General features: G+C 69.4%; 17 protein-coding genes and 1 pseudogene. 9 read left to right on the top strand and 9 right to left on the bottom strand.

Going from position 1 to position 18,062, the window contains the following annotated elements; translation table 11 throughout:
• The first annotated feature begins 45 nt into the window (after window positions 1–45).
• The 3 genes and pseudogenes from ACFWCF_RS21550 to ACFWCF_RS21540 all read left to right on the top strand — a co-directional run.
• Complete coding sequence (locus ACFWCF_RS21550) at window positions 46–453, top strand: PPOX class F420-dependent oxidoreductase (RefSeq protein WP_378565766.1); 408 nt, start codon at window positions 46–48, stop codon at window positions 451–453.
• Between the two features lie 100 nt (window positions 454–553).
• Window positions 554–1,087 carry a glutathione peroxidase gene (locus ACFWCF_RS21545; RefSeq protein ID WP_378491282.1) on the top strand — a complete coding sequence of 178 codons (534 nt, stop codon included), beginning with the start codon at window positions 554–556 and terminating at the stop codon, window positions 1,085–1,087.
• Between the two features lie 391 nt (window positions 1,088–1,478).
• Window positions 1,479–1,628: pseudogene (locus ACFWCF_RS21540) on the top strand (acetyltransferase); the annotation flags it as partial.
• A 38-nt stretch (window positions 1,629–1,666) separates the two neighbouring features.
• Here the strand turns inward: ACFWCF_RS21540 and ACFWCF_RS21535 are convergent.
• The 3 genes from ACFWCF_RS21535 to ACFWCF_RS21525 are packed head-to-tail and all read right to left on the bottom strand — an operon-like array spanning window position 1,667 to window position 5,335.
• The gene (locus ACFWCF_RS21535; protein WP_378565763.1) at window positions 1,667–3,040 is read right to left on the bottom strand and encodes a metallopeptidase TldD-related protein; all 1,374 of its coding nucleotides are present in this window, start codon (window positions 3,038–3,040) and stop codon (window positions 1,667–1,669) included.
• Complete coding sequence (locus ACFWCF_RS21530) at window positions 3,037–4,548, bottom strand: TldD/PmbA family protein (RefSeq protein ID WP_378565760.1); 1,512 nt, start codon at window positions 4,546–4,548, stop codon at window positions 3,037–3,039. The genes ACFWCF_RS21535 and ACFWCF_RS21530 overlap by 4 nt, the downstream gene beginning before the upstream one ends.
• Window positions 4,549–4,570: 22 nt before the next feature.
• A complete protein-coding gene (locus ACFWCF_RS21525) occupies window positions 4,571–5,335 on the bottom strand; it encodes a TSUP family transporter (RefSeq protein WP_378565757.1) in 765 nt (254 codons plus the stop codon).
• An 89-nt stretch (window positions 5,336–5,424) separates the two neighbouring features.
• Here ACFWCF_RS21525 and ACFWCF_RS21520 point away from each other — a divergent pair, with 89 nt between their 5' ends.
• The 5 genes from ACFWCF_RS21520 (at window position 5,425) to ACFWCF_RS21500 (ending at window position 11,484) form a co-directional block, all read left to right on the top strand.
• Entirely contained in the window at window positions 5,425–6,528 is a 1,104-nt protein-coding gene (locus ACFWCF_RS21520; protein WP_378565754.1) for an RNA-guided endonuclease InsQ/TnpB family protein, read from the top strand.
• Window positions 6,529–6,778: 250 nt separating this feature from the next.
• On the top strand, window positions 6,779–7,324 hold the full coding sequence (locus ACFWCF_RS21515; protein ID WP_378565751.1) for an FxsA family protein: 546 nt from the start codon (window positions 6,779–6,781) through the stop codon (window positions 7,322–7,324).
• A gap of 22 nt (window positions 7,325–7,346) precedes the next feature.
• On the top strand, window positions 7,347–8,966 hold the full coding sequence (locus tag ACFWCF_RS21510; RefSeq protein WP_378565748.1) for an amidohydrolase: 1,620 nt from the start codon (window positions 7,347–7,349) through the stop codon (window positions 8,964–8,966).
• On the top strand, window positions 8,963–10,660 hold the full coding sequence (lnt, locus tag ACFWCF_RS21505; RefSeq protein ID WP_378565745.1) for an apolipoprotein N-acyltransferase: 1,698 nt from the start codon (window positions 8,963–8,965) through the stop codon (window positions 10,658–10,660). The genes ACFWCF_RS21510 and lnt overlap by 4 nt, the downstream gene beginning before the upstream one ends.
• Window positions 10,660–11,484 (top strand): polyprenol monophosphomannose synthase, encoded by an 825-nt coding sequence (locus ACFWCF_RS21500; RefSeq protein ID WP_378565742.1) that lies wholly within the window; start codon window positions 10,660–10,662, stop codon window positions 11,482–11,484. Before lnt ends, ACFWCF_RS21500 begins: the two co-directional genes overlap by 1 nt.
• 27 nt (window positions 11,485–11,511) lie before the next feature.
• On the opposite strand, the gene ACFWCF_RS21495 is transcribed toward ACFWCF_RS21500, so the two are convergent.
• The 5 genes from ACFWCF_RS21495 to ACFWCF_RS21475 form a co-directional block, all read right to left on the bottom strand.
• Window positions 11,512–12,543 (bottom strand): diiron oxygenase, encoded by a 1,032-nt coding sequence (locus ACFWCF_RS21495; RefSeq protein ID WP_378565739.1) that lies wholly within the window; start codon window positions 12,541–12,543, stop codon window positions 11,512–11,514.
• Window positions 12,540–13,481, bottom strand: a complete 942-nt coding sequence (locus ACFWCF_RS21490) for a prephenate dehydrogenase dimerization domain-containing protein (protein WP_378565736.1) — start codon at window positions 13,479–13,481, stop codon at window positions 12,540–12,542. Before ACFWCF_RS21490 ends, ACFWCF_RS21495 begins: the two co-directional genes overlap by 4 nt.
• Entirely contained in the window at window positions 13,478–15,631 is a 2,154-nt protein-coding gene (pabB, locus tag ACFWCF_RS21485) for an aminodeoxychorismate synthase component I (RefSeq protein WP_378565734.1), read from the bottom strand. Before pabB ends, ACFWCF_RS21490 begins: the two co-directional genes overlap by 4 nt.
• A 7-nt stretch (window positions 15,632–15,638) precedes the next feature.
• Window positions 15,639–16,118 carry a chorismate mutase family protein gene (locus tag ACFWCF_RS21480; RefSeq protein ID WP_378565731.1) on the bottom strand — a complete coding sequence of 160 codons (480 nt, stop codon included), beginning with the start codon at window positions 16,116–16,118 and terminating at the stop codon, window positions 15,639–15,641.
• A gap of 274 nt (window positions 16,119–16,392) precedes the next feature.
• Entirely contained in the window at window positions 16,393–16,728 is a 336-nt protein-coding gene (locus ACFWCF_RS21475) for an RNA polymerase-binding protein RbpA (protein ID WP_378491271.1), read from the bottom strand.
• A 182-nt stretch (window positions 16,729–16,910) separates the two neighbouring features.
• Here ACFWCF_RS21475 and ACFWCF_RS21470 point away from each other — a divergent pair, with 182 nt between their 5' ends.
• Window positions 16,911–17,243 carry a hypothetical protein gene (locus ACFWCF_RS21470; RefSeq protein WP_378565728.1) on the top strand — a complete coding sequence of 111 codons (333 nt, stop codon included), beginning with the start codon at window positions 16,911–16,913 and terminating at the stop codon, window positions 17,241–17,243.
• Between the two features lie 47 nt (window positions 17,244–17,290).
• Here the strand turns inward: ACFWCF_RS21470 and ACFWCF_RS21465 are convergent, their stop codons facing one another.
• Window positions 17,291–17,893 (bottom strand): hypothetical protein, encoded by a 603-nt coding sequence (locus tag ACFWCF_RS21465; protein ID WP_378565725.1) that lies wholly within the window; start codon window positions 17,891–17,893, stop codon window positions 17,291–17,293.
• Window positions 17,894–18,062: the final 169 nt, after the last annotated feature.

The following is an 18,062-nucleotide window of genomic DNA, read 5'->3' as shown; positions in this document are numbered from 1 at the left end:
GCCGGCGCCGCACGCGCAGCGGCGGGTGTTCCGTAGGGTGGGCGCATGCCTGATGGGGAAGCCACCACACCGTCGTTCGCCGACCTCGCTGCCGCTCAATACGTGCTGCTGAGTACGTTCCGCAAGAACGGTACCGCCGTCGCCACCGCCGTGTGGGCGGTCGCCGACGGCGACCGCCTGTTGGTGTGGACGGCAACCGGTTCGCACAAGGTGGGGCGGGTGCGACGCGATCCGCGCATCACGCTCGCGGTGTGCGATGCGCGGGGGCGGCCCCGCAGCGCCGCGGTGCCCGGCACCGCGGTGATCCTCGACGAGGCCGGTACCGAACACACGCGGTCCGCGATCATCGGAAAATACCGACTGTTCGGGTGGCTGACCGTCAAGGGCAGCCTGCTGCGTCGCGGCCGGTCCGGCACGATCGGGTTGGCCTGCACCCTCGATCCCACCGAGTGACCCGAAAACACCGAGTGCCCCCGAGTACACAGAGCCGGGCGTGCAGACCCGCGTATCTGAATTCGACATGCCCGATCCCGAACAACCCCCGAGGAGAGCTGTGAGCGTCCACGATTTCACCGTCACCACCGCCGACGGCGGCACCGAATCCCTCGCTGCGCACCGCGGCAAGCACCTGCTGATCGTCAACGTTGCGAGCAAGTGCGGGCTGACCCCGCAGTACGAGGGACTCGAGGCACTGCACCGTGCGAAGAAGGACGCCGGCCTGCAGGTCGTCGGGTTCCCGTGCAACCAGTTCGGTGGGCAGGAGCCGGGCACCGACAGCGAGATCCAGGATTTCTGCTCGGTGAACTACGACGTGACGTTCCCCGTCTACGGCAAAATCGACGTCAACGGCGACGACGCGGCGCCGCTGTACACCTATCTGCGAGCGCAGGCGCCCGGCGACTTCGGTCCCGACAACGGGTTCCTGTTCGAGCACGTGAGCAAGTCGCGTCCCGAGGCGATCGGCACCGACGAGGTGAAGTGGAACTTCACCAAGTTCCTCGTCGACCCCGAGGGCGCGGTGGTGCGCCGCTTCGAGCCGACCGTCACCCCGGAAGAGATCACGAAGGAACTCGCCGACCTGCTCTAGGAGACATCGGCTGTCGGAAGGACGGCTGTCGACAGACTCTACGGGAGGCGCTACCTCGGTGCGGCACATCTATTTGTCCCAATCCGTGTTCGTCGCTGCCGCGGGGCTGCCGCTGATACCCGGCGCCCTGCGGCACCGGTTGCTCCGCGGCGCCGGGGTGCGAGTGTCGGCGCCCAGCCTGATCCACCGCGGCGTGGTGGTGCAGGGGCTGGGCCGGTTGACGCTCGGCTCCGGGGTGTTCGTCAACCACGGGTGTTTCTTCGACACGGTCGCCGACATCACCGTCGGCGACCGTGTCTTCCTGGCCGATCATGTGCGGGTCCTCACCAGCAGTCACCGCACCGGACCGAACGCACAGCGCGCCGGGCCGCTCACCGGAGAATCGGTACACATCGGGGACGGCGCCTGGATCGGGTCCGGGGCAGTGATCCTGCCGGGAGTGACGATCGGGGCCGGCGCGGTGATCGGCGCCGCTTCCCTGGTCACCGCGGACTGTGCCCCGAACGCACTGCATGTCGGCAGCCCCGCGCGGCACCGCCGCGACCTACCCTGACCGGCTCCCGATCGTCGGGGACGGACTCACTGGGCCGCGCTGACCGAGGACATGTGGAAATCGGGGATACGCATCGGCGGCATCGCGGTACGGGTGAACCAGTCGTTCCATTCCCGCGGCAATGTCCGCTCGGTCGCACCGACCTCGACGGCGCGACGCAACAGATCGAGCGGTGATTCGTTGAACCGGAAGTTGTTCACCGCGCCGCGCACCTGCCCGTCCTCGATCAAGTACACACCGTCGCGGGTCAGGCCGGTCACCAGCAGGGTCGACGGGTCCACATCCCGCAGGTACCACAGGGTCGTGAGCAGCAGACCCCGCTCGGTGCCGGCGATCATCTCGTCGAGGGTGGCATCCGAACCGCCGGTGAGCAGCAGATTCTCGCCGGGTACGGTCACGGGCGCGGAGAATTCTGCCGCCGCGGCCCGCGGATAGGCCAACGCGTGCACGGAGCCCTCGCGGATCCAGTCGACGCGCCCGACGTCGAGGCCGTTGTCGAACACCGACACCGTGTCGGTCGAGGCGGTCGCCGTGAGGAACGGTGGGCAGCGCAGGCCCGGCGCGCCCGGATCCGACGACAACGTCAACGGCAACGCCGCCACGGTCTCGCCGACGCGGGTACCACCCGGCCGTGACCATGCGGTGTGCCCTTCCTCGGCGCCGCGCCCGGCCATCGACCACATCAGATAGATCATCAGATCCGCCACCGCCGACGGTGGCAGCAGCGTCTCGTACCGGCCCGGTGGCAACGCCACCGAGGTGCCTGCCCACCCGAGCCGCCGGTCCAGTTCGGTGACCAGCGCCGCGGTGTCGACATCGGTGAAGTCGGTGGTGCCGGCCCCCGCCCACGCGCCGGCGCCGGACAGCCCGCCGCGTTTGGCGGTGATCTCGAGCGACCCGTCCTTCTGGGTCCACCGGCGCCGCAGCCCGGTGGAGGTGCCGAGCCAGGTGGTGCGCACCTGGTGGTGCGCGAACCCGTACAGCGGATCTCGTCCGGTGTCGCCGAATTCGCCGGCCAGCGCCTCGATCACGTCACCGAACACCTCGATGCCGGTGCCGGCCGCCGCGTCCGCCCAGTCGGCGGGCACTCCGTCGCCGGGCAGCAGCGGCATCGCGTCGGTGGCCTCGGCGGCGGTGTCGGCGGCCGCGACCGCCGCGGCCACCACCGCGGCGACCTCGTCGGCAGGCACACTCGGGGCGGTGACGATGCCGCAGCGGGGCTGCGGGTCGCGGCGAATGGCGATCACCGTCCAGCTGCGCGACCGCATCACCCCGTTGGTGGTCAGCGAACTGCCCGCCCACCGCACATTCGCGTCTTCGCTGTCGGTGACCAGCACGATCGTCTCGTCGGCGCGGGACGCGGCCAACGCGGAGTCGACGAGCCGGGGTGCGTCGATCATCGGCCGCTCTCCTGCCGGGTGTTGAGCACGTCGATCTGCCGCAGCAGCACCGACGGGCAGCCGTGGCTCACCGCCGCGATCTGTCCGGGTTGCGCTTTGCCGCAGTTCATCGCGCCGCCGAGCTGCCATGTCGAGCGGCCCCCGACCGCTTCGAGTGCACCCCAGAAGTCGGTGGTGGTCGCCTGATACGCCACATCGCGCACCTGCCCGGCGAGGCGGCCGCCGCGGATCCGGTAGAAGCGTTGCCCGGTGAACTGGAAGTTGTAGCGCTGCATGTCGATCGACCAGCTGCGGTCACCGACCACATACAGGCCGTCCTCGACCCCGCCGATCAGATCGGCGGTGGAGCGATCGACCTGCGGATCCGGTTGCAGCGACACGTTCGCCATCCGTTGCAACGGCACATGATGCGCCGAATCGGCGTAGGCGCAGCCGTTCGAGCGCGCCGCACCGGCCTTCGCGGCGAACGCTCGGTCGAGCTGATACCCCACCAGCACGCCGTCACGCACCAGATTCCACGATTGGGCGGCCACCCCGTCGTCGTCGAACCCGACGGTGGCCAGCCCGTGCGGGTGGGTGCGATCGGCGGTGACGTGCATCGCGGCGCTGCCGTAGCGCAGCGACCCGAGCTGATCCGGGGTCGCGAACGAGGTGCCCGCATAGGCGGCCTCGTAGCCGATCGCCCGGTCGTATTCGGTGGCATGCCCGACGGATTCGTGGATGGTCAACCACAGGTTGGTCGGGTCGATCACCAGATCCGTCGGGCCCGCCGTCACCGTCGGTGCGTGCGCCTTCTCGGCCAGCAACTCGGGCAGCGCGGCGAGCTCACCGGACCAATCCCACACGGTGTCGGACGCGACGTACTCCCAGCCCCGCCCGGTGGGTGCGGCCAGGGTGCGCATCGACTCGAACGTCCCGGCCTCCCGGTCCACGGTGGTCGCCTCCAGATGTGGATGCACGCGCACCCGCTGCTGGGCGATCGACGAGCCCGCCAGGTCCGCGTAGAAGCTCTGCTCCTTGACCAGTTCGCATCCCGCCGCGACGTGATGCACCCCGTCCGAGCCCTGCAACCTGCGTGAATAGTCGGTCAATACCGCGATCTTCTCGCCGGTGGGCACCGCGAACGGGTCGATCTCGTAGTCCGAGCACCACCTCGCGTCCCGGTACACCGGTTCGGGTGCCCATTCGACGGGGTCGCGGTTGAGCGGGCGCAGTGCCCGTGCCACCGTCACCGCCCGCGTGGCCGCGTGTGCGGCGCCGTCGGGGTCCGGGTCGGGGTGCGAGCCGAAACCCCAGGTTCCGTCGATCAGCACGCGCACCGCCACACCGAGATCCGACGCGTCCACCGCAGATTGGACCGCGCTGTCACGCAGCATCAACGATTGGGTGCGCACCCGATGCACCCGCACATCGGCGTGCTGTGCGCCGGCGGCGCGGGCCACCGACAGTGCCGCATCGGCGATGCGCGGCAACGGTAGCGCCAGGAAATCGGGATCGACGACATTCACCTGCAGCAGCGTATCGGCCTGTTCATCCGAACTGCTGGATTCCGAGATTGATCACCATCGCTGTGACCACGATCAGGAGCAGGACCCGCACGAACCCGGCGCCGCGCCGCAGCGCGGTGCGTGACCCGAGCACCGACCCGGCGACATTGCACGCCGCCATGGCCAATCCGAGCGTCCACCACACGTGCCCGCCGAGTGCGAACAACACCAGCGCCCCCAGGTTCGACCCGAAGTTGAGGACCTTCGCCATCGCGGCGGACGTGACGAATTCGCTGCCGAGCATCGCCGCGAACACGATGATGAAGAAGGTGCCGGTGCCGGGGCCCAGGATGCCGTCGTAGAACCCGATGACCGCGGCCGCCCCCACGATCACCAGCACCACGCGCAACACGCTCGGTTTGTGTGCCGGCGCGGTCCCGAGGACGGGGCGCGCCGTGACGAACACCGCCACCGCCACCAGCACCACCATCACGAGGGGAATGAACGCGTCCGGGTCGATCAGCGACACCGCCGCCGCGCCCGCGGCCGCGCACACCGCCGCGACCAGAGCCGCGGGGGCCAGGATCTTCCACTGCAACGGGATGCGCCGCGCGAAGGTGAGCACCGCCGCGCCGGTGCCGAAGATCGCAGTGAGCTTGTTCGTCGCCAGCGCCGCCTGCGGAGTGAGCTGCGGTGCGACGAGGAACAGCGCCGGCAACAGGATCAGGCCGCCGCCGCCGACCACGGCGTCGACCCACCCGGCGGCCGTGGCCGCCACCAGCAGTACGGCCCAGTCCGCGGCGGTCATCGCGGATTAGGCGTGGAAACCCGGTCGTTCACGGCCGGGAGGAAACGCCTTCCTCCTCTCTTACATATTGAATGTGTACTGTGTAAGCCATGGCGAAGAAGGCGGTGAAGCGGGCGTTCAAGTACCGCTTCTATCCGACGCCCGAACAGGCTGCGGAACTGAACCGCACGTTCGGGTGCGTTCGACTGGTCTGGAACAAAGCCCTCGACGAACGACAGCGCCGGTACACCACCGAGCAGAAGTCGACGACGTACGTGCAGGCGTCCGCCGCTCTGACCCAATGGAAGAAGACCGACGATCTGGCCTTCCTGCGGGAGGTGTCCTCGGTACCACTGCAGCAGGCGCTGCGCCATCAACAGACCGCGTTCTCGAACTTCTTCGCCAAGCGGGCGAAGTACCCGCGATTCAAATCGCGCAAGAAGTCGCGTGCGAGTGCGGAGTACACCCGGTCCGGGTTCAGCTGGCGTGACGGACAACTGACCTTGGCCAAGATGTCCAAGCCTCTGGATGTCCACTGGTCGCGTGGATTGCCCGGAGAGCCGTCCATGGTCACCGTCTCCCGTGATTCGGCGGACCGCTGGTTCGTCTCGATCCTCACCGAGGACACCATCACGACACTGCCGCAGGTTGCCGCCACGGTCGGAATCGACGTCGGCCTGACCACCCTGGCGACCTTGTCGACCGGGGAGAAGATCACCAACCCGCGCCACGAACGCCGGGACCGACTGAAGTTGGCGAAGGCCCAACGGGAACTGTCCCGCAAGGAGAAGGGGTCGAACAATCGGGAGAAGGCCCGACGGAAAGTGGCCCGGGTGTATGCGCGGATCGCCGATCGGCGGACCGATCACCTGCACAAGTTGTCTACGAGGCTGATCCGCGAAAACCAAGCGATCGCCATCGAGGACCTGTCGGTGCGCAACATGGTGGCCAACCACTCTCTCGCCCGAGCGATCTCGGATGCGAGTTGGCGGCAGTTGCGCACCATGCTCGAGTACAAGGCCGACTGGTACGGCCGTGACCTGCTGGTCGTCGACCGCTGGTATCCGTCGACTCGTGTGTGCTCCGAATGTGGAGCATTGCACGACCGTCTGCCGTTGAATATCCGCGAGTGGACGTGCCGCTGCGGCACTGTCCATGACCGGGATGCCAACGCCGCCAGGAACATCCTCGCTGCCGGGCTGGCAGAGAGATAAAACGCCTGCGGAGGCGACGTAAGACCTCAAAGGAGTTCTCCTTTCTGGCGGTGGCCGATGAAACAGGAACCCCGTTCCTTCAGGGACGGGAGCAGTCAACGCGCTATTCGATCACGTCGGGGCGCGGTGCCGGGGGCGGCGCGCACGAGCCGCGCCGGGTCGGGAGCAAAATCGCGGTTCCGTTCGTTGATCGGGTAACGGCCGGCCACCCCAGGGCAGACGGGTGCGGCCGCCATCGGGAAGGACCGCCATGTATCTGTTGTTGTTCCTCGCCTACGTGGTCGCGGAGATCGCCGTGCTCGCCTGGCTCGGCTCCACGCTCGGCGCGCTCGTCACAGTGCTGCTGTTCCTGGGTGTGAGTGTGCTCGGCTACGCGGTACTCGCCTCACGCGGGCGCCGCGCACTGCGCGATCTGACCTCGTTGCGCGGCGGCACGGCACCGAACCTCGACGTGACGCCGGAGCGGATGCTCACCGATGGTGCGCTCATCGGGGTCGGCGCCGCCCTGGTGCTGATGCCCGGGTTGATCACCGGTGTGCTCGGCATCGTGTTGCTGCTGCCGACCCGCGCGGTGCTGCGTCCGCTGGTGCGTATGTTCGCGGCGCGGCAGGTCGCGCGGCACGGCACCACCGTGCGGGGGGCCCGCACGGTGGTGGTGGACGGGCAGGTCGTCGAGCACACGGTGCTCGGTGCCGATCCGCGACTGACCGCACCCGCCCCGAGCGACCCGGTGATCCGCAGCGACGGGGTGCTCGAGGGCGAGATCGTCGATACCCCGCCCCGCCGACACCCGTGACGAGGGGGCAGACTGGACTCTCGTGAGTTCAGCACCGCGCACCCAGCTGCTCGTCGGCGGCCGCATCTACAGTTCTTCCGCCCCGGACGCGACCGCGATGGCGGTCACGGACGGGCGCGTCGTGTGGGTCGGTCAGGACCGCCCGGGGAAGGCATTGCATCCGGACGCCGAGATCATCGACCTCGGTGGACTGTTCGTCGCCCCCGGCTTCGTCGACACCCACATGCACGTCACCGCCCACGGGCTGACGGTCACCGAGCGGAACCCGCTTGCGGTGGATCTGTCCGATACCGGTAGCTGCGCCGAGATGCTGCGCCGGGTCGCCGAGTTCGCGGCCACCCACGACGACGCCGTCATCTGGGGGCAGGGCTGGGACGAGACCACCTGGCCCGATGCGGCGCCGACCACGGCAGATCTCGATGCTGCGGCTCCCGGCCGGGCGGTGTACCTGGCGCGGGTCGATGCGCATTCGGCGGCGGCCTCCACCGCGTTGCGGGCGGCTGCGCAGGTCACGGACCTCGACGGTGGTCACCCCCAGCAGCCGCTCACGGCCGCCGCGCATCATGCGGTGCGCGTCGCCGCGCACGCGGCGCTGACCTCGCAGCAGCGCGCGGTCGCCCGCACCGCGGCCCTCGACGACGCGGCCGCGCACGGGATCGTCGCGGTGCACGAATGTGGTGGCCCCGACATCTTCGGTCTCGACGACTTCACCGAACTGCTCGCCCTCGACCATCCGGTGCAGGTGCGCGGCTACTGGGGGCAGGCGGTGACGACGGCGGAGCAGGCGCGCGCGGTGCTCGCGGACACCGGCGCCCACGCGCTCGGCGGCGACCTGTTCGTCGACGGTGCGTTCGGGTCGCACACCGCGTGGTTGTCGGAGCCGTATCTCGATGCGCCGGACTGTTGCGGCCGCAGCTATCTCGATGTGGACGCGATCGCCGCGCACCTGCGGTCCTGCACCGTCGCCGGGATCCAGGCCGGATTCCATGTGATCGGTGACGGTGCGACCGCCGCGGCGCTCACGGCGATCGAGCAGGTCGCCGCAGAGTTGGGTGGACCCGCGGTCGCGTCGTGCGGGCATCGTCTCGAGCATGTCGAGGCGGTCACCGCCGCGCAGGCGCAGATGCTCTCGCGGTACGGGATCCTGGCGAGCATGCAGCCGGGGTTCGATGCGGCGTGGGGTGGCACGTCCGGGATGTACGCGCAGCGGCTCGGCACCGAGCGGGCCGCCGCCCTCAACGATTTCGCGGCGATCGCGGCGACCGGCACGTCGTTGGTGTTCGGGTCCGATGCGCCGGTGACCGCGCCGCGCCCCTGGGCGATGCTGCGGGCGGCGGTGCATCACCGCACCGAGGGCAGCGGCATCTCACCGCGCGCCGCGTTCGCCGCGGCGACGCGGGGGGCGTGGCGGGCCGGTGGGGTCCGGGACGGTCTGGCGGGCACGTTGGATCCGGGGGCGCCGGCGTCGTATGCGGTGTGGGAGGCGGGGGAATTGGTGATCAGTGCTCCCAAGGACGGGGTGCAGCGCTGGTCGACGGATCCGCGGTCGCGGGTCGCGCCGCTGCCGGATCTGACGCCGGGCACCGAGGATCCGGTGCTGGTGCGCAGCGTGCATCGCGGCCGTGTGGTGTACGAGCGGTGAGCCCCGTCCCGCAGGATGCTGCGCCGGCCGCGTCGGGGGCCGGGTCGTCGTGGAGGCGGCGGCTGACCCCGGTGTCGGTGCGGTCGCTTGCCGCCGTGGGTGCCGGGCTGCTGGTGTTCGCGAGTTTCCCGCCGCGGCCACTGTGGTTTCTGGCGCCGGTGGGGATCGCTGTTCTCGTCACGGTGGTGACGGCACGGCCGATGCGGCGGCGGGCGGGTTTCGGGTACGGCTATCTCGCGGGTCTCGGGTTCCTGGTGCCGTTGTTGCCGTGGATCGGGGTGTATGTCGGTCCGCTGCCCTGGTTGGCGCTGGCCGCGGTCGAAGCGTTGTTCGTCGGCGTGTTCGGGGCGTTGGTGGTGCATCTGCGGTCGATGCCGGGGGCGCCGCTGTGGATCGCGGCGGCGTGGTCGCTGACCGAGTATCTACGTTCGTCGGTGCCGTTCGGTGGGTTTCCGTGGGGCCGGTTGGCGTTCGGGCAACCGGACGGGTTCCTGGTGTGGCTGGCCGCGGTCGGGGGCGCCCCGCTGGTGTCGTTCGCGGTGGCGTTGATCGGCAGTGGTGCGGCAGCGATCGTGGTCGCGGTGTTGCGTGGCCGCGCCCGCGGTGCCGGTGCGCCGGGGCGGGGTGACTCGGCTCGCGGAGGTCTGCTGCCTGCGGTGGCGTGGACGGCGCTGGCGCCGCTCGCAGCGTTGGCGGCGTGGCCGTTGGTCGTCACCCCGGAGACTGCCGATTCGGTCGGGCGTGAGGTGACGGTCGCGGCGATCCAGGGCAGCGTGCCGCGTCTGGGCCTGGATTTCAATGCGCAACGCAAGGCGGTTCTCGACAACCATGTCGCGCGGACCCTCGAGCTTGCCGGGCAGGTCCGTGCCGGGGAGGTCGACGCCCCGGATGTGGTGATCTGGCCGGAGAACGCGTCCGACATCGATCCGCTGCGCAATGCCGATGCTGCCGCGGAGATCACCGCGGCGTCCTCCGCGATCGGTGCTCCGATTCTCGTGGGGGCGGTGTTGGTCAACGGTGACGGCACCACCACCAATTCGGTGATCGTGTGGGACGCGCAGGGCGGGCCCGGTGAGCGGCACGACAAGCGGATCATCCAGCCGTTCGGTGAATATCTGCCGTACCGGTCGTTCTTCCGGTTGTTCTCCGAATACGCCGACCGCGCCGGGTTCTTCGTGCCGGGCAACGGCGATGGCACGGTGACGGCCGCGGGCATCACGATCGGTGTGGCCACCTGCTACGAGGTGGCGTTCGACCGGGCGTTCCGCGATTCGGTCGAGGCCGGTGCGCAGCTGCTGGCGGTGCCGACGAACAATGCCACTTTCGGGGACACGGAGATGACGTATCAGCAGTTGGCGATGTCGCGGGTGCGTGCCGTCGAGCATGGTCGCAGCGTGATTGTCGCCGCGACGAGTGGGGTCAGCGCGGTGATCGACCCCGACGGTCGGGTGCAGCAACGCACCGCTTTGTTCGAGCCGGCGGCGTTGGTTGCGCGCGTGCAGTTGCGGCAAGACGCTACGCTGGCTAGTCGGTTCGGACCCGGGCCGGAGCTCGTGCTCTGTGTCGGGGCCGTGGCCGCCGCCGGTGTCGCCCTCGTGCGCGACCGCCGGCGACGCGATGCGTCGGGGTCACAGCCCGAGTCCGGCGCAGCATCAACCCCGGCCGCCGGCCGGTTCGACAGGGAGGACCTTTGATGGCAGCGGTGACGCCGGCCGGGGACACGAGCGCACCGAGCGCCCGCACCCTGGTGATCATTCCGACGTACAACGAACGTGAGAACATCGGACGGATCGTCGAGCGGCTGCACGCTGCGCTTCCGCACACCCACGTGCTGATCGTCGATGACGGCAGCCCCGACGGCACCGGCGCGTTCGCCGACGAGCTCGCGGCGGCCGACCGAAGGGCCGATGGAGCAGGTGGGCGCATCGAGGTGATGCACCGCACCGAGAAGAACGGTCTGGGCGCCGCATACATTGCCGGGTTCCGGTGGGGTCTGGAGCGCGGCTACACCGTGCTCGTGGAAATGGACGCCGACGGCAGTCACGCCCCCGAGCAGTTGCATCTTCTGCTCGAGCGGGTCGATGCGGGTGCCGATCTGGTGCTGGGGTCGCGGTATGTGCCCGGCGGCACGGTTGTGAACTGGCCGTGGCATCGGGAGGTGCTCTCCCGCGGCGGCAACATCTACTCACGGCTCGCGCTCGGGGTGGCTGTCCAGGACATCACCGGCGGCTACCGCGCGTATCGGCGGCATGTGCTCGAAGCCCTCGATCTCGATGCGATCGCGTCGCACGGCTACTGCTTCCAGGTGGATCTGGCGTGGCGGACCCTGCAGGCCGGGTTCGACGTCGCGGAGGTGCCGATCACCTTCACCGAACGGGAGATCGGTGAATCGAAGATGAGCGGCAATATCGTGCAGGAAGCGCTGCTCAAGGTCACGCTGTGGGGACTGGCGTCGCGGGTGTCGAAGGCACGGGCTCTGCTGGAGCGGGCTCTGCCGGTGAGGTCGACCGGGCGCTGACGCTCGTCGGGGATCGGCCGTCGCTGTTCACCGCGGGGGGGCGAACGGGCCGCGTGCCACGAGGTCGGTTTCGACCCCGAGGTGTGCGCAGAGGCGGCGGATCGCGGTGCAGTCCTGTACCACCGGTTGCGCGGCGGCCGCCGCGGCGGTGTCGGTGAGCATGACCTGTCCGCCCGGGATCTGCTCGTGCGCGAGGATCGCGGCCCAGGTGTCCATGTCGTTGCCGGTGAATGCCTCGATCCCGGTGGCGAGCGCGTCGAGCAGCAGTTCGCGTTCGGTGGCGTCGAGTTCGTCGAACACCATGGTCAGTAGTTCCCCGGCGAGGGAGCTGTGGCACAGTTCGTCGCGGCGATGCACGGCCACAGTGCTGCGGTTGACCGGCTGGATCGTCTCGTCGCCGGTGAACAGACCGAGGTAGGCGCTGATCGAGGTTTCGGCGACGGTGGTGAACGCCAATCGGATCAGCGCCGCGTGCCGCGGGTCGAGGGCGTGAGCGACCGCCGCGTCGTGGGCGCGGACGGTGCGGCACGGTGGCAGTGCCGCATCGGGCATCGCCCAGCCGCGGCGTCGGCGGGTCAGCGCGTTGACGTTCTGGTGCATGAGCGTGTGATATTGCTCGTCGACCATGGCCTGGAGTACCCCGACGGTGACGGAGTCGTGGGGGCCGAGACCGAATACGTCGGCGGTGATCAACCCGAATCCGGGATTGACGACGTGCTGTTCGATGTCGATGACATTTTTGTTGTAGGCGATCCAGGCCCATGCCCCGATCCGGGCGCGGTGCTGCTCATCGAGCGCGAGGTAACGCGGGTGGGTGTGGAACGGGATCATCGTGTCGGGGAAGTCGCGGAGCGTCGGCTCGAACATCGCGTCGAGGTCCGGTTCGGTCTTCTTGACCGCGGCGCGGCGACCCCAGGAGCGGGACAATCCGCGGATCACAGCGCTTTCGACGGGGTCGGTCGGGTCGTGGTCGGGTAGTTCCGGTGGACGCAGCCGGGCCCGCACCGGTGCGGGGGCGGTGGTGGGTGCGAGTGGGATTCCGAGGTCGGGATCGATCATCGGGGCCCCCCGTTCTCGAGGTCGGGTCCGGATGCTGCGGACGGCAGCATCGTCAGTAGGTGCCCGCACAGGGCACGATACCGGTCCAGTTCGGGTGCGAGTGGGGTTCGTGCCCGGGTCATCACCGCCGCGAACGCGTCGAACCGGTGGTCGGTGGCAGCCGCGTCGAGTTCGTCGAGGGCGTCGCGTAGTGCGCGGCGGGCGTGCGCCGCGTACGGGTTGGCCGCCTGGATGTCGTGGTACACCTCGGGCACGCCGGAGGCGACGCGCGCGAGGAGGGCGCGCAGCAGCATGTGCGGTGGCGGGGCGGTGGCGTCTGCGGCGGCGGGCGGGTCGAGGGATTCGAGCGCCAACCCGAACGCGAGGACCGTCGCGTGGGTGAGGGCCTGGGTGGTGGCGGTGATCCGGTCGTGTTCGTCCGCGCCGACCGGGACGACACGCGCGTCCCAACTGCGTAGCGTCGCGACGAAGCGCTCGACCTGCGGTCCGTCGTGGTAGACGACGGTGGCGACGGGGCGGCCCGCGATGGCAAGGGACGGGGCGAACATGGGATTGATGCCGAGGGCCGGGTGGCCGGGTAGTTCGGTGTGTACGGCGCCGGCCATCGCGGTTTTGACGGACAGGGTGTCGACGAGCAAGGTGCCGGGCGGTAGGAGAGTCGCCAGGGTGGGGAGCGCGGCGAGGGCCACCGGTTCGGGGACGGCGAGGACCACGGTCGCGGCGGCGCGCAGTGCGGATTCGGCGGTGGGGGTCGGTGCCGTCACGTCTGCGCGGAGGGTGGTGCACTGCGGATCGTATTGTCGGGTAGGGGGATCGGTGGGGTTCGGGTCGAGGATATGGATCCGGTGGCCGTCGCGTCGGAGCGCTGCGACGAGCATCGCGCCGACGGCGCCCCTGCCTCCGGCGACGACGACCGGCCCGGTGGGTGCCGCCGTCACCGGCGGGTTCCGTCGGTGAGCGAGGCGATGTCGCGGGGTTCGGTCGCGCCGGTGCCGCCCGCGCCGGGGTCTGCGAGGCAGCGGCGCATCGCGACGGCTTTGACCAGGGTTTCTTCGAGTTCGTCGTCCGGATCGGACAGTGCGACGATCGCGCCGCCGATGCCGAAGCTGACCTGATGGTCGGTGGCGACCATGGTGCGGATGACGATGGACAGGTCGACCGTGCCGGTCAGGGACAGATATCCGAGTGCCCCGGAGTAGACGCCGCGTGGCCCGTCCTCGAGTTTGTCGATGATCTCCATCGTGCGCAGTTTCGGTGCGCCGGTCATCGAGCCGCCGGGGAACGCGGCCCGCACGCAGTCCACCGCGGTCATGTCGGGACGCAGGGTTCCGCGGACGGTGGACACCAATTGGTGTACAGCAGAGTAGGTTTCGACGTCGAAGAGGGTGGGGACGTGCACCGATCCGGGGGTGCACACCCGGGAGAGGTCGTTGCGTACCAGGTCGACGATCATCAGGTTTTCCGAGCGGTCCTTCTCGCAGTGCCGCAGGTGCTCGCGCAGGGCGTGGTCCTGCGCGGCGGTGGTGCCACGCGGCCGGGTGCCTTTGATCGGTTTGGATTCGACGACGCGGTCGGTGCCGATCCGCAGGAACCGTTCCGGGGATGCGCTGAGCACCGACAGTCCGGGAAATTGCAGCAGGGCGCTGTACGGGGTGGGGCTGATGCTGCGCAGTACCCGGTAGGTGCGCAGGGGGTCGATGTGCCGGTCGACGGTCGCGGTGTTGGTCAGGCACACCTCGTAGGTTTCGCCGCTGCGGATCTCGGCGAGGCACTGGCCGATGAGTTCGAGGTAGCGCTGCGGGTCGTGCCGTACCCGGATCTGCTCGTCGCGGTCGGCGCGCACGAGCAGCGGCGGCGGTGCGGCAGGCACCGAGTCGGACAGGGTTGCGAGGACCGCGGCGGTCTCGTCGAACCACGCCGCGGTCGAGGATTCACCGACCCGGTCGCTGAGGGCGAGCAGGTAGCAGCGGCCGGCCTCGTGGTCGAGGACGACGGCGCGATCGGCGAACACCATGGCGGCGTCGGCGACGGGGGAGGTGTGCACCAGTTGGCCGCCGGCGTCGGCTTTGAGTTCGTAGCCGAGATAGCCGACGTAACCGAGCCCGAAGGTGAACGGTAGGTCGTCGCGGGGGGCGACCCGCCGCTCGGTGAGACGCCGGTCGAGGTGGTCGAAGAACGTGCAGTGGTAGGAGGTGCTGCTGCCGTCCCGGTGATCTTCGTGCACAAGGGTTTCCGCGACGCTGTAGGTGACGAATTCGGCGCGGGGTCCGGCGGCGTCGCCCATCACCGTGAACCGGGAGTCCGGTTCGAGCGCGTCGCTGCCGTCGAGCAGGAAACTGTGCGGGCCGGCCGCGAACAAGGCTTCGTACACCGCGTGCGGGTCGGGGTGGCAGTCGAGGGTGCGGCTTTCGAGCACGTAGCGGAAGGCGGCCGGGGGCGGCGCGGCGACCCCGTTGCGGCTGGTGCGGGCATGCGTCGGGGTGGTGGCACGGAAGTTGTCGAGCAGTTCGAATCCGTAGTCGGTGCCGATGGATTCGGGGTGGAACTGCACCCCGAACAGGGGACGCTGGCGATGCGCGACGGCCATGAGCAACCCGTCGGCGGTGCGGGCGAGCACCTCGAACTCGTCGGGTACCTGCTCGACGATCAGCGAGTGGTAGCGCACGGCGGTGAAGGGGGACGGGATGCCGGTGAACAGCCCGGTGCCGTCGTGCAGGATGTCGCTGGTGCGGCCGTGCACCGGTTCGGGGGCGCGGACCACGGCGCTGCCGAACAGGTGGCACAGCCCCTGATGTCCGAGGCACACACCGAGCACCGGGACGGGCAGTTCGGTGAGGGCGCGGGCGCTGATCCCGAAGTCGCGTTCGCGGTCGGGACGCCCGGGCCCGGGGGAGATGACGACGTTGTCGAAGTCGAGGGTGAGGATCTCGTCCCAGGCGGTGTCGTTGGTGACCACGATCGGGGGTGTGCCGTTGACGCGGGTCAGCAGGCTGTAGAGGTTGTAGGTGAACGAGTCGTAGTTGTCCACGAGCAGGGTGCGGACCGGGGGGGACGCACCGGGGGCGGGTGAGGACGCGGACGCCGACATGACGGGGTCAGCTCCGGCGTTCGCTGGACGCGGTGTCGTCCCGGTGGCTCGGCGCGGTGTCGTCCCGGTAGCTCGGCGCGGTGTCGTCGCTGTCGGTGACGATGAGGTCCTCGACCCGGCAGGCCTCGCCGATCAGCAGGTCGTAGAGTGCACGCACGAACTCGGCGGACAGGCCGTGGCGGTCGGCGTAGTCGCGGGCGCGGCGGTGGACGAGTTGCATGCGGCCGGGTTGCAGCACCGCGATGTCGTGTTGCTGTTTGAGTTCGGCGACGCGTGTGCACAGTGTCAGCCGGTCTCGGACGGCGTCGAGCAACGTCCGGTCGATGCGATCGAGTTCGACGCGCAACGCCTCGAGCGCGGCCGCAGCATCGGCGCCGGCGTCTTCGATGTGTGTCGTGGTGTCGATGTGTGTCGTGGTGTCGATGTGTGTCGTGGTGTCGATGTGCCGCGTGGTGTCGCTACCGGTGACGGTGTTGTTGTCGTTCACGTGTATTCACCCCCCGGGTGCTGCCAACCGGATGATCGTCGGATGATCGGTGCGTGATGTGAAGGTGGTGCCGGCGACCTGTTCTCGTCCGGCGGGTTCGCCCATAATTGCACGCCCATCCGCGGGGGTGCCCGCCATTTGATCTTTTTGTGGCGTGTCCGCGATCTGAGGTGGCCCTGCAATCCTGGGAAAAGGAAAGGCCGTTGCGGGAATGGAATCCCGCAACGGCATCGCCGATTGCGCAGCCCGGGTGGTGAGACCCGGTGGGGGTCGTTCAGCCGCGCCGCTTGCTCTTGATCAGGTCGAGACGTTCCTTGAGGAGTTCCTCGAGGTCCTCGACCGAGCGACGCTCGAGCAGCATGTCCCAGTGGGTGCGCGGCGGCTTGGTCTTCTTCGGCTCGGGTGCAGCCCCCTCGAGGAGAGTGCCTTCGAGGCCGTTCTTGCACATCCAGGTGCCGGGGATCTCGGCTTCGTCGGCGAACGGCACGTCGAACTCTTCGCCGTTGTCGCAGCGGTAGCGTGCCATCCGACGCGGCGCAAGATCGTGGTCACGGTCGGTTTCGTAGCTCACCGCCCCGAGTCGGCTGCCTCGCAGTACACGATCTGCCATGGTGGTGTCCTCTCTCGTAATGCTCCGCCCGGTGGGGCCCGGTACCGACGCGGCGTGTGCCGGGCGGTTCCCACGTCCACACCATGTCAACGTCGGCGGGGCCGAATCCGTTCCCGAACCGGGGACGCGGCCGATCTACCAGTTTACCGGCACGGGTTCTGCGCTCGGTAACGTGTCACCCTATGGCCGGACGGGAACGCAGACCAGCGAGTTGTCTGTGGTGTGGACGACCGGTGCCGGAGGTCGGGACGGGGCGTCGTCGCCGCTATTGCCGCCAGTCGTGCCGGCAACGTGCCTATGAGCAGCGTGCCACCGCGACGAGCACGGGGCCGGCGGCCGATGCGGTGGTGTTGTCGTCGGCGGAGGCCGAGGCCGTGACCGATCGGGCGTTCGAGGTGCGGTGCGCCGCCGAGGACGTGGCGACCGCCGTCGACGAAGGTGCCGATCCGGTGGAGCTGCGCCGGTTGTGTGCCGAGCTGGTAGAGCTGGCGCGGGAGGCCGAACGACTCCGCTGAGGGTGCGTTGCCCGGCCGCCGTCTCGCCCGGTCGTTGTTCGTGTCGGTCAGACGAAGAATCCGCCCATGGTGTAGATGACCTGGCAGAACGCACCGTTGACGTACTGCACCGATCCGAACAGTGCCGCCATGACGGGTCCGGGACCCGGTGCGATGGTGGTGGAGAGCTGCGGGACCCCACCGACCTGATCGTCGAGGGTGGCGACACCGGCCCGGAAGTTCTCCATGTTCATCCACACGAACTTCAGGTCGGCGGCGGCCGGTTGGACGGGGATGGTCGGCTGCACGAATACCTTCATCTCCCCGAACCCGATGTCCGGGTCGGCGTGCGGGCCGGGATGCGCCCACCCGGAGGTCATCGCGAATGGAGTGAATCCGCCGCCGCAGCCGGGACCGACCGTCGGTGCGGGCGTCATGAACGGCTGCGGGATGTTCCGCGGCGGCGGTTCGAGGATCGTGGGGGTGCGCGCGGCATCGACGAGTCGGTCGAGGGCGCCGACGAGGTCCGGCGAGCCCGCGAGGTCGGCGCGCAACTGGTCGACGGGCACCCCGGCAGGGGCGGGATCGGCGGCGGCGTGGGCGGGGACCGCGACGGCTAGTGCAGCGGCGAACAGGACACCGAGTGAGCGGGCGAACCGGCGACGCGACATCTGATGCTCCTTCGTGGGGTGTGGCAGTGGTGCGTCAGGGGGAACGGTCGGGCGCGTACCACGAGTAGTGGGACAGGTGTGATTCGAGTTTCGACAATAGGCACCGGGGGCGGGTTTTCGCGCGGTTTCGGCATTTGTCGTCGTGAATCGGACATTCCGGATTCGGATA

The sequence above is a fragment of the Rhodococcus sp. NPDC060090 genome (genome assembly GCF_042729855.1).
Lineage (GTDB): Bacteria > Actinomycetota > Actinomycetes > Mycobacteriales > Mycobacteriaceae > Rhodococcus.
Note: the sequence above shows the minus strand (reverse complement) of the source record. Positions and strands in the feature narration are given on the sequence as shown.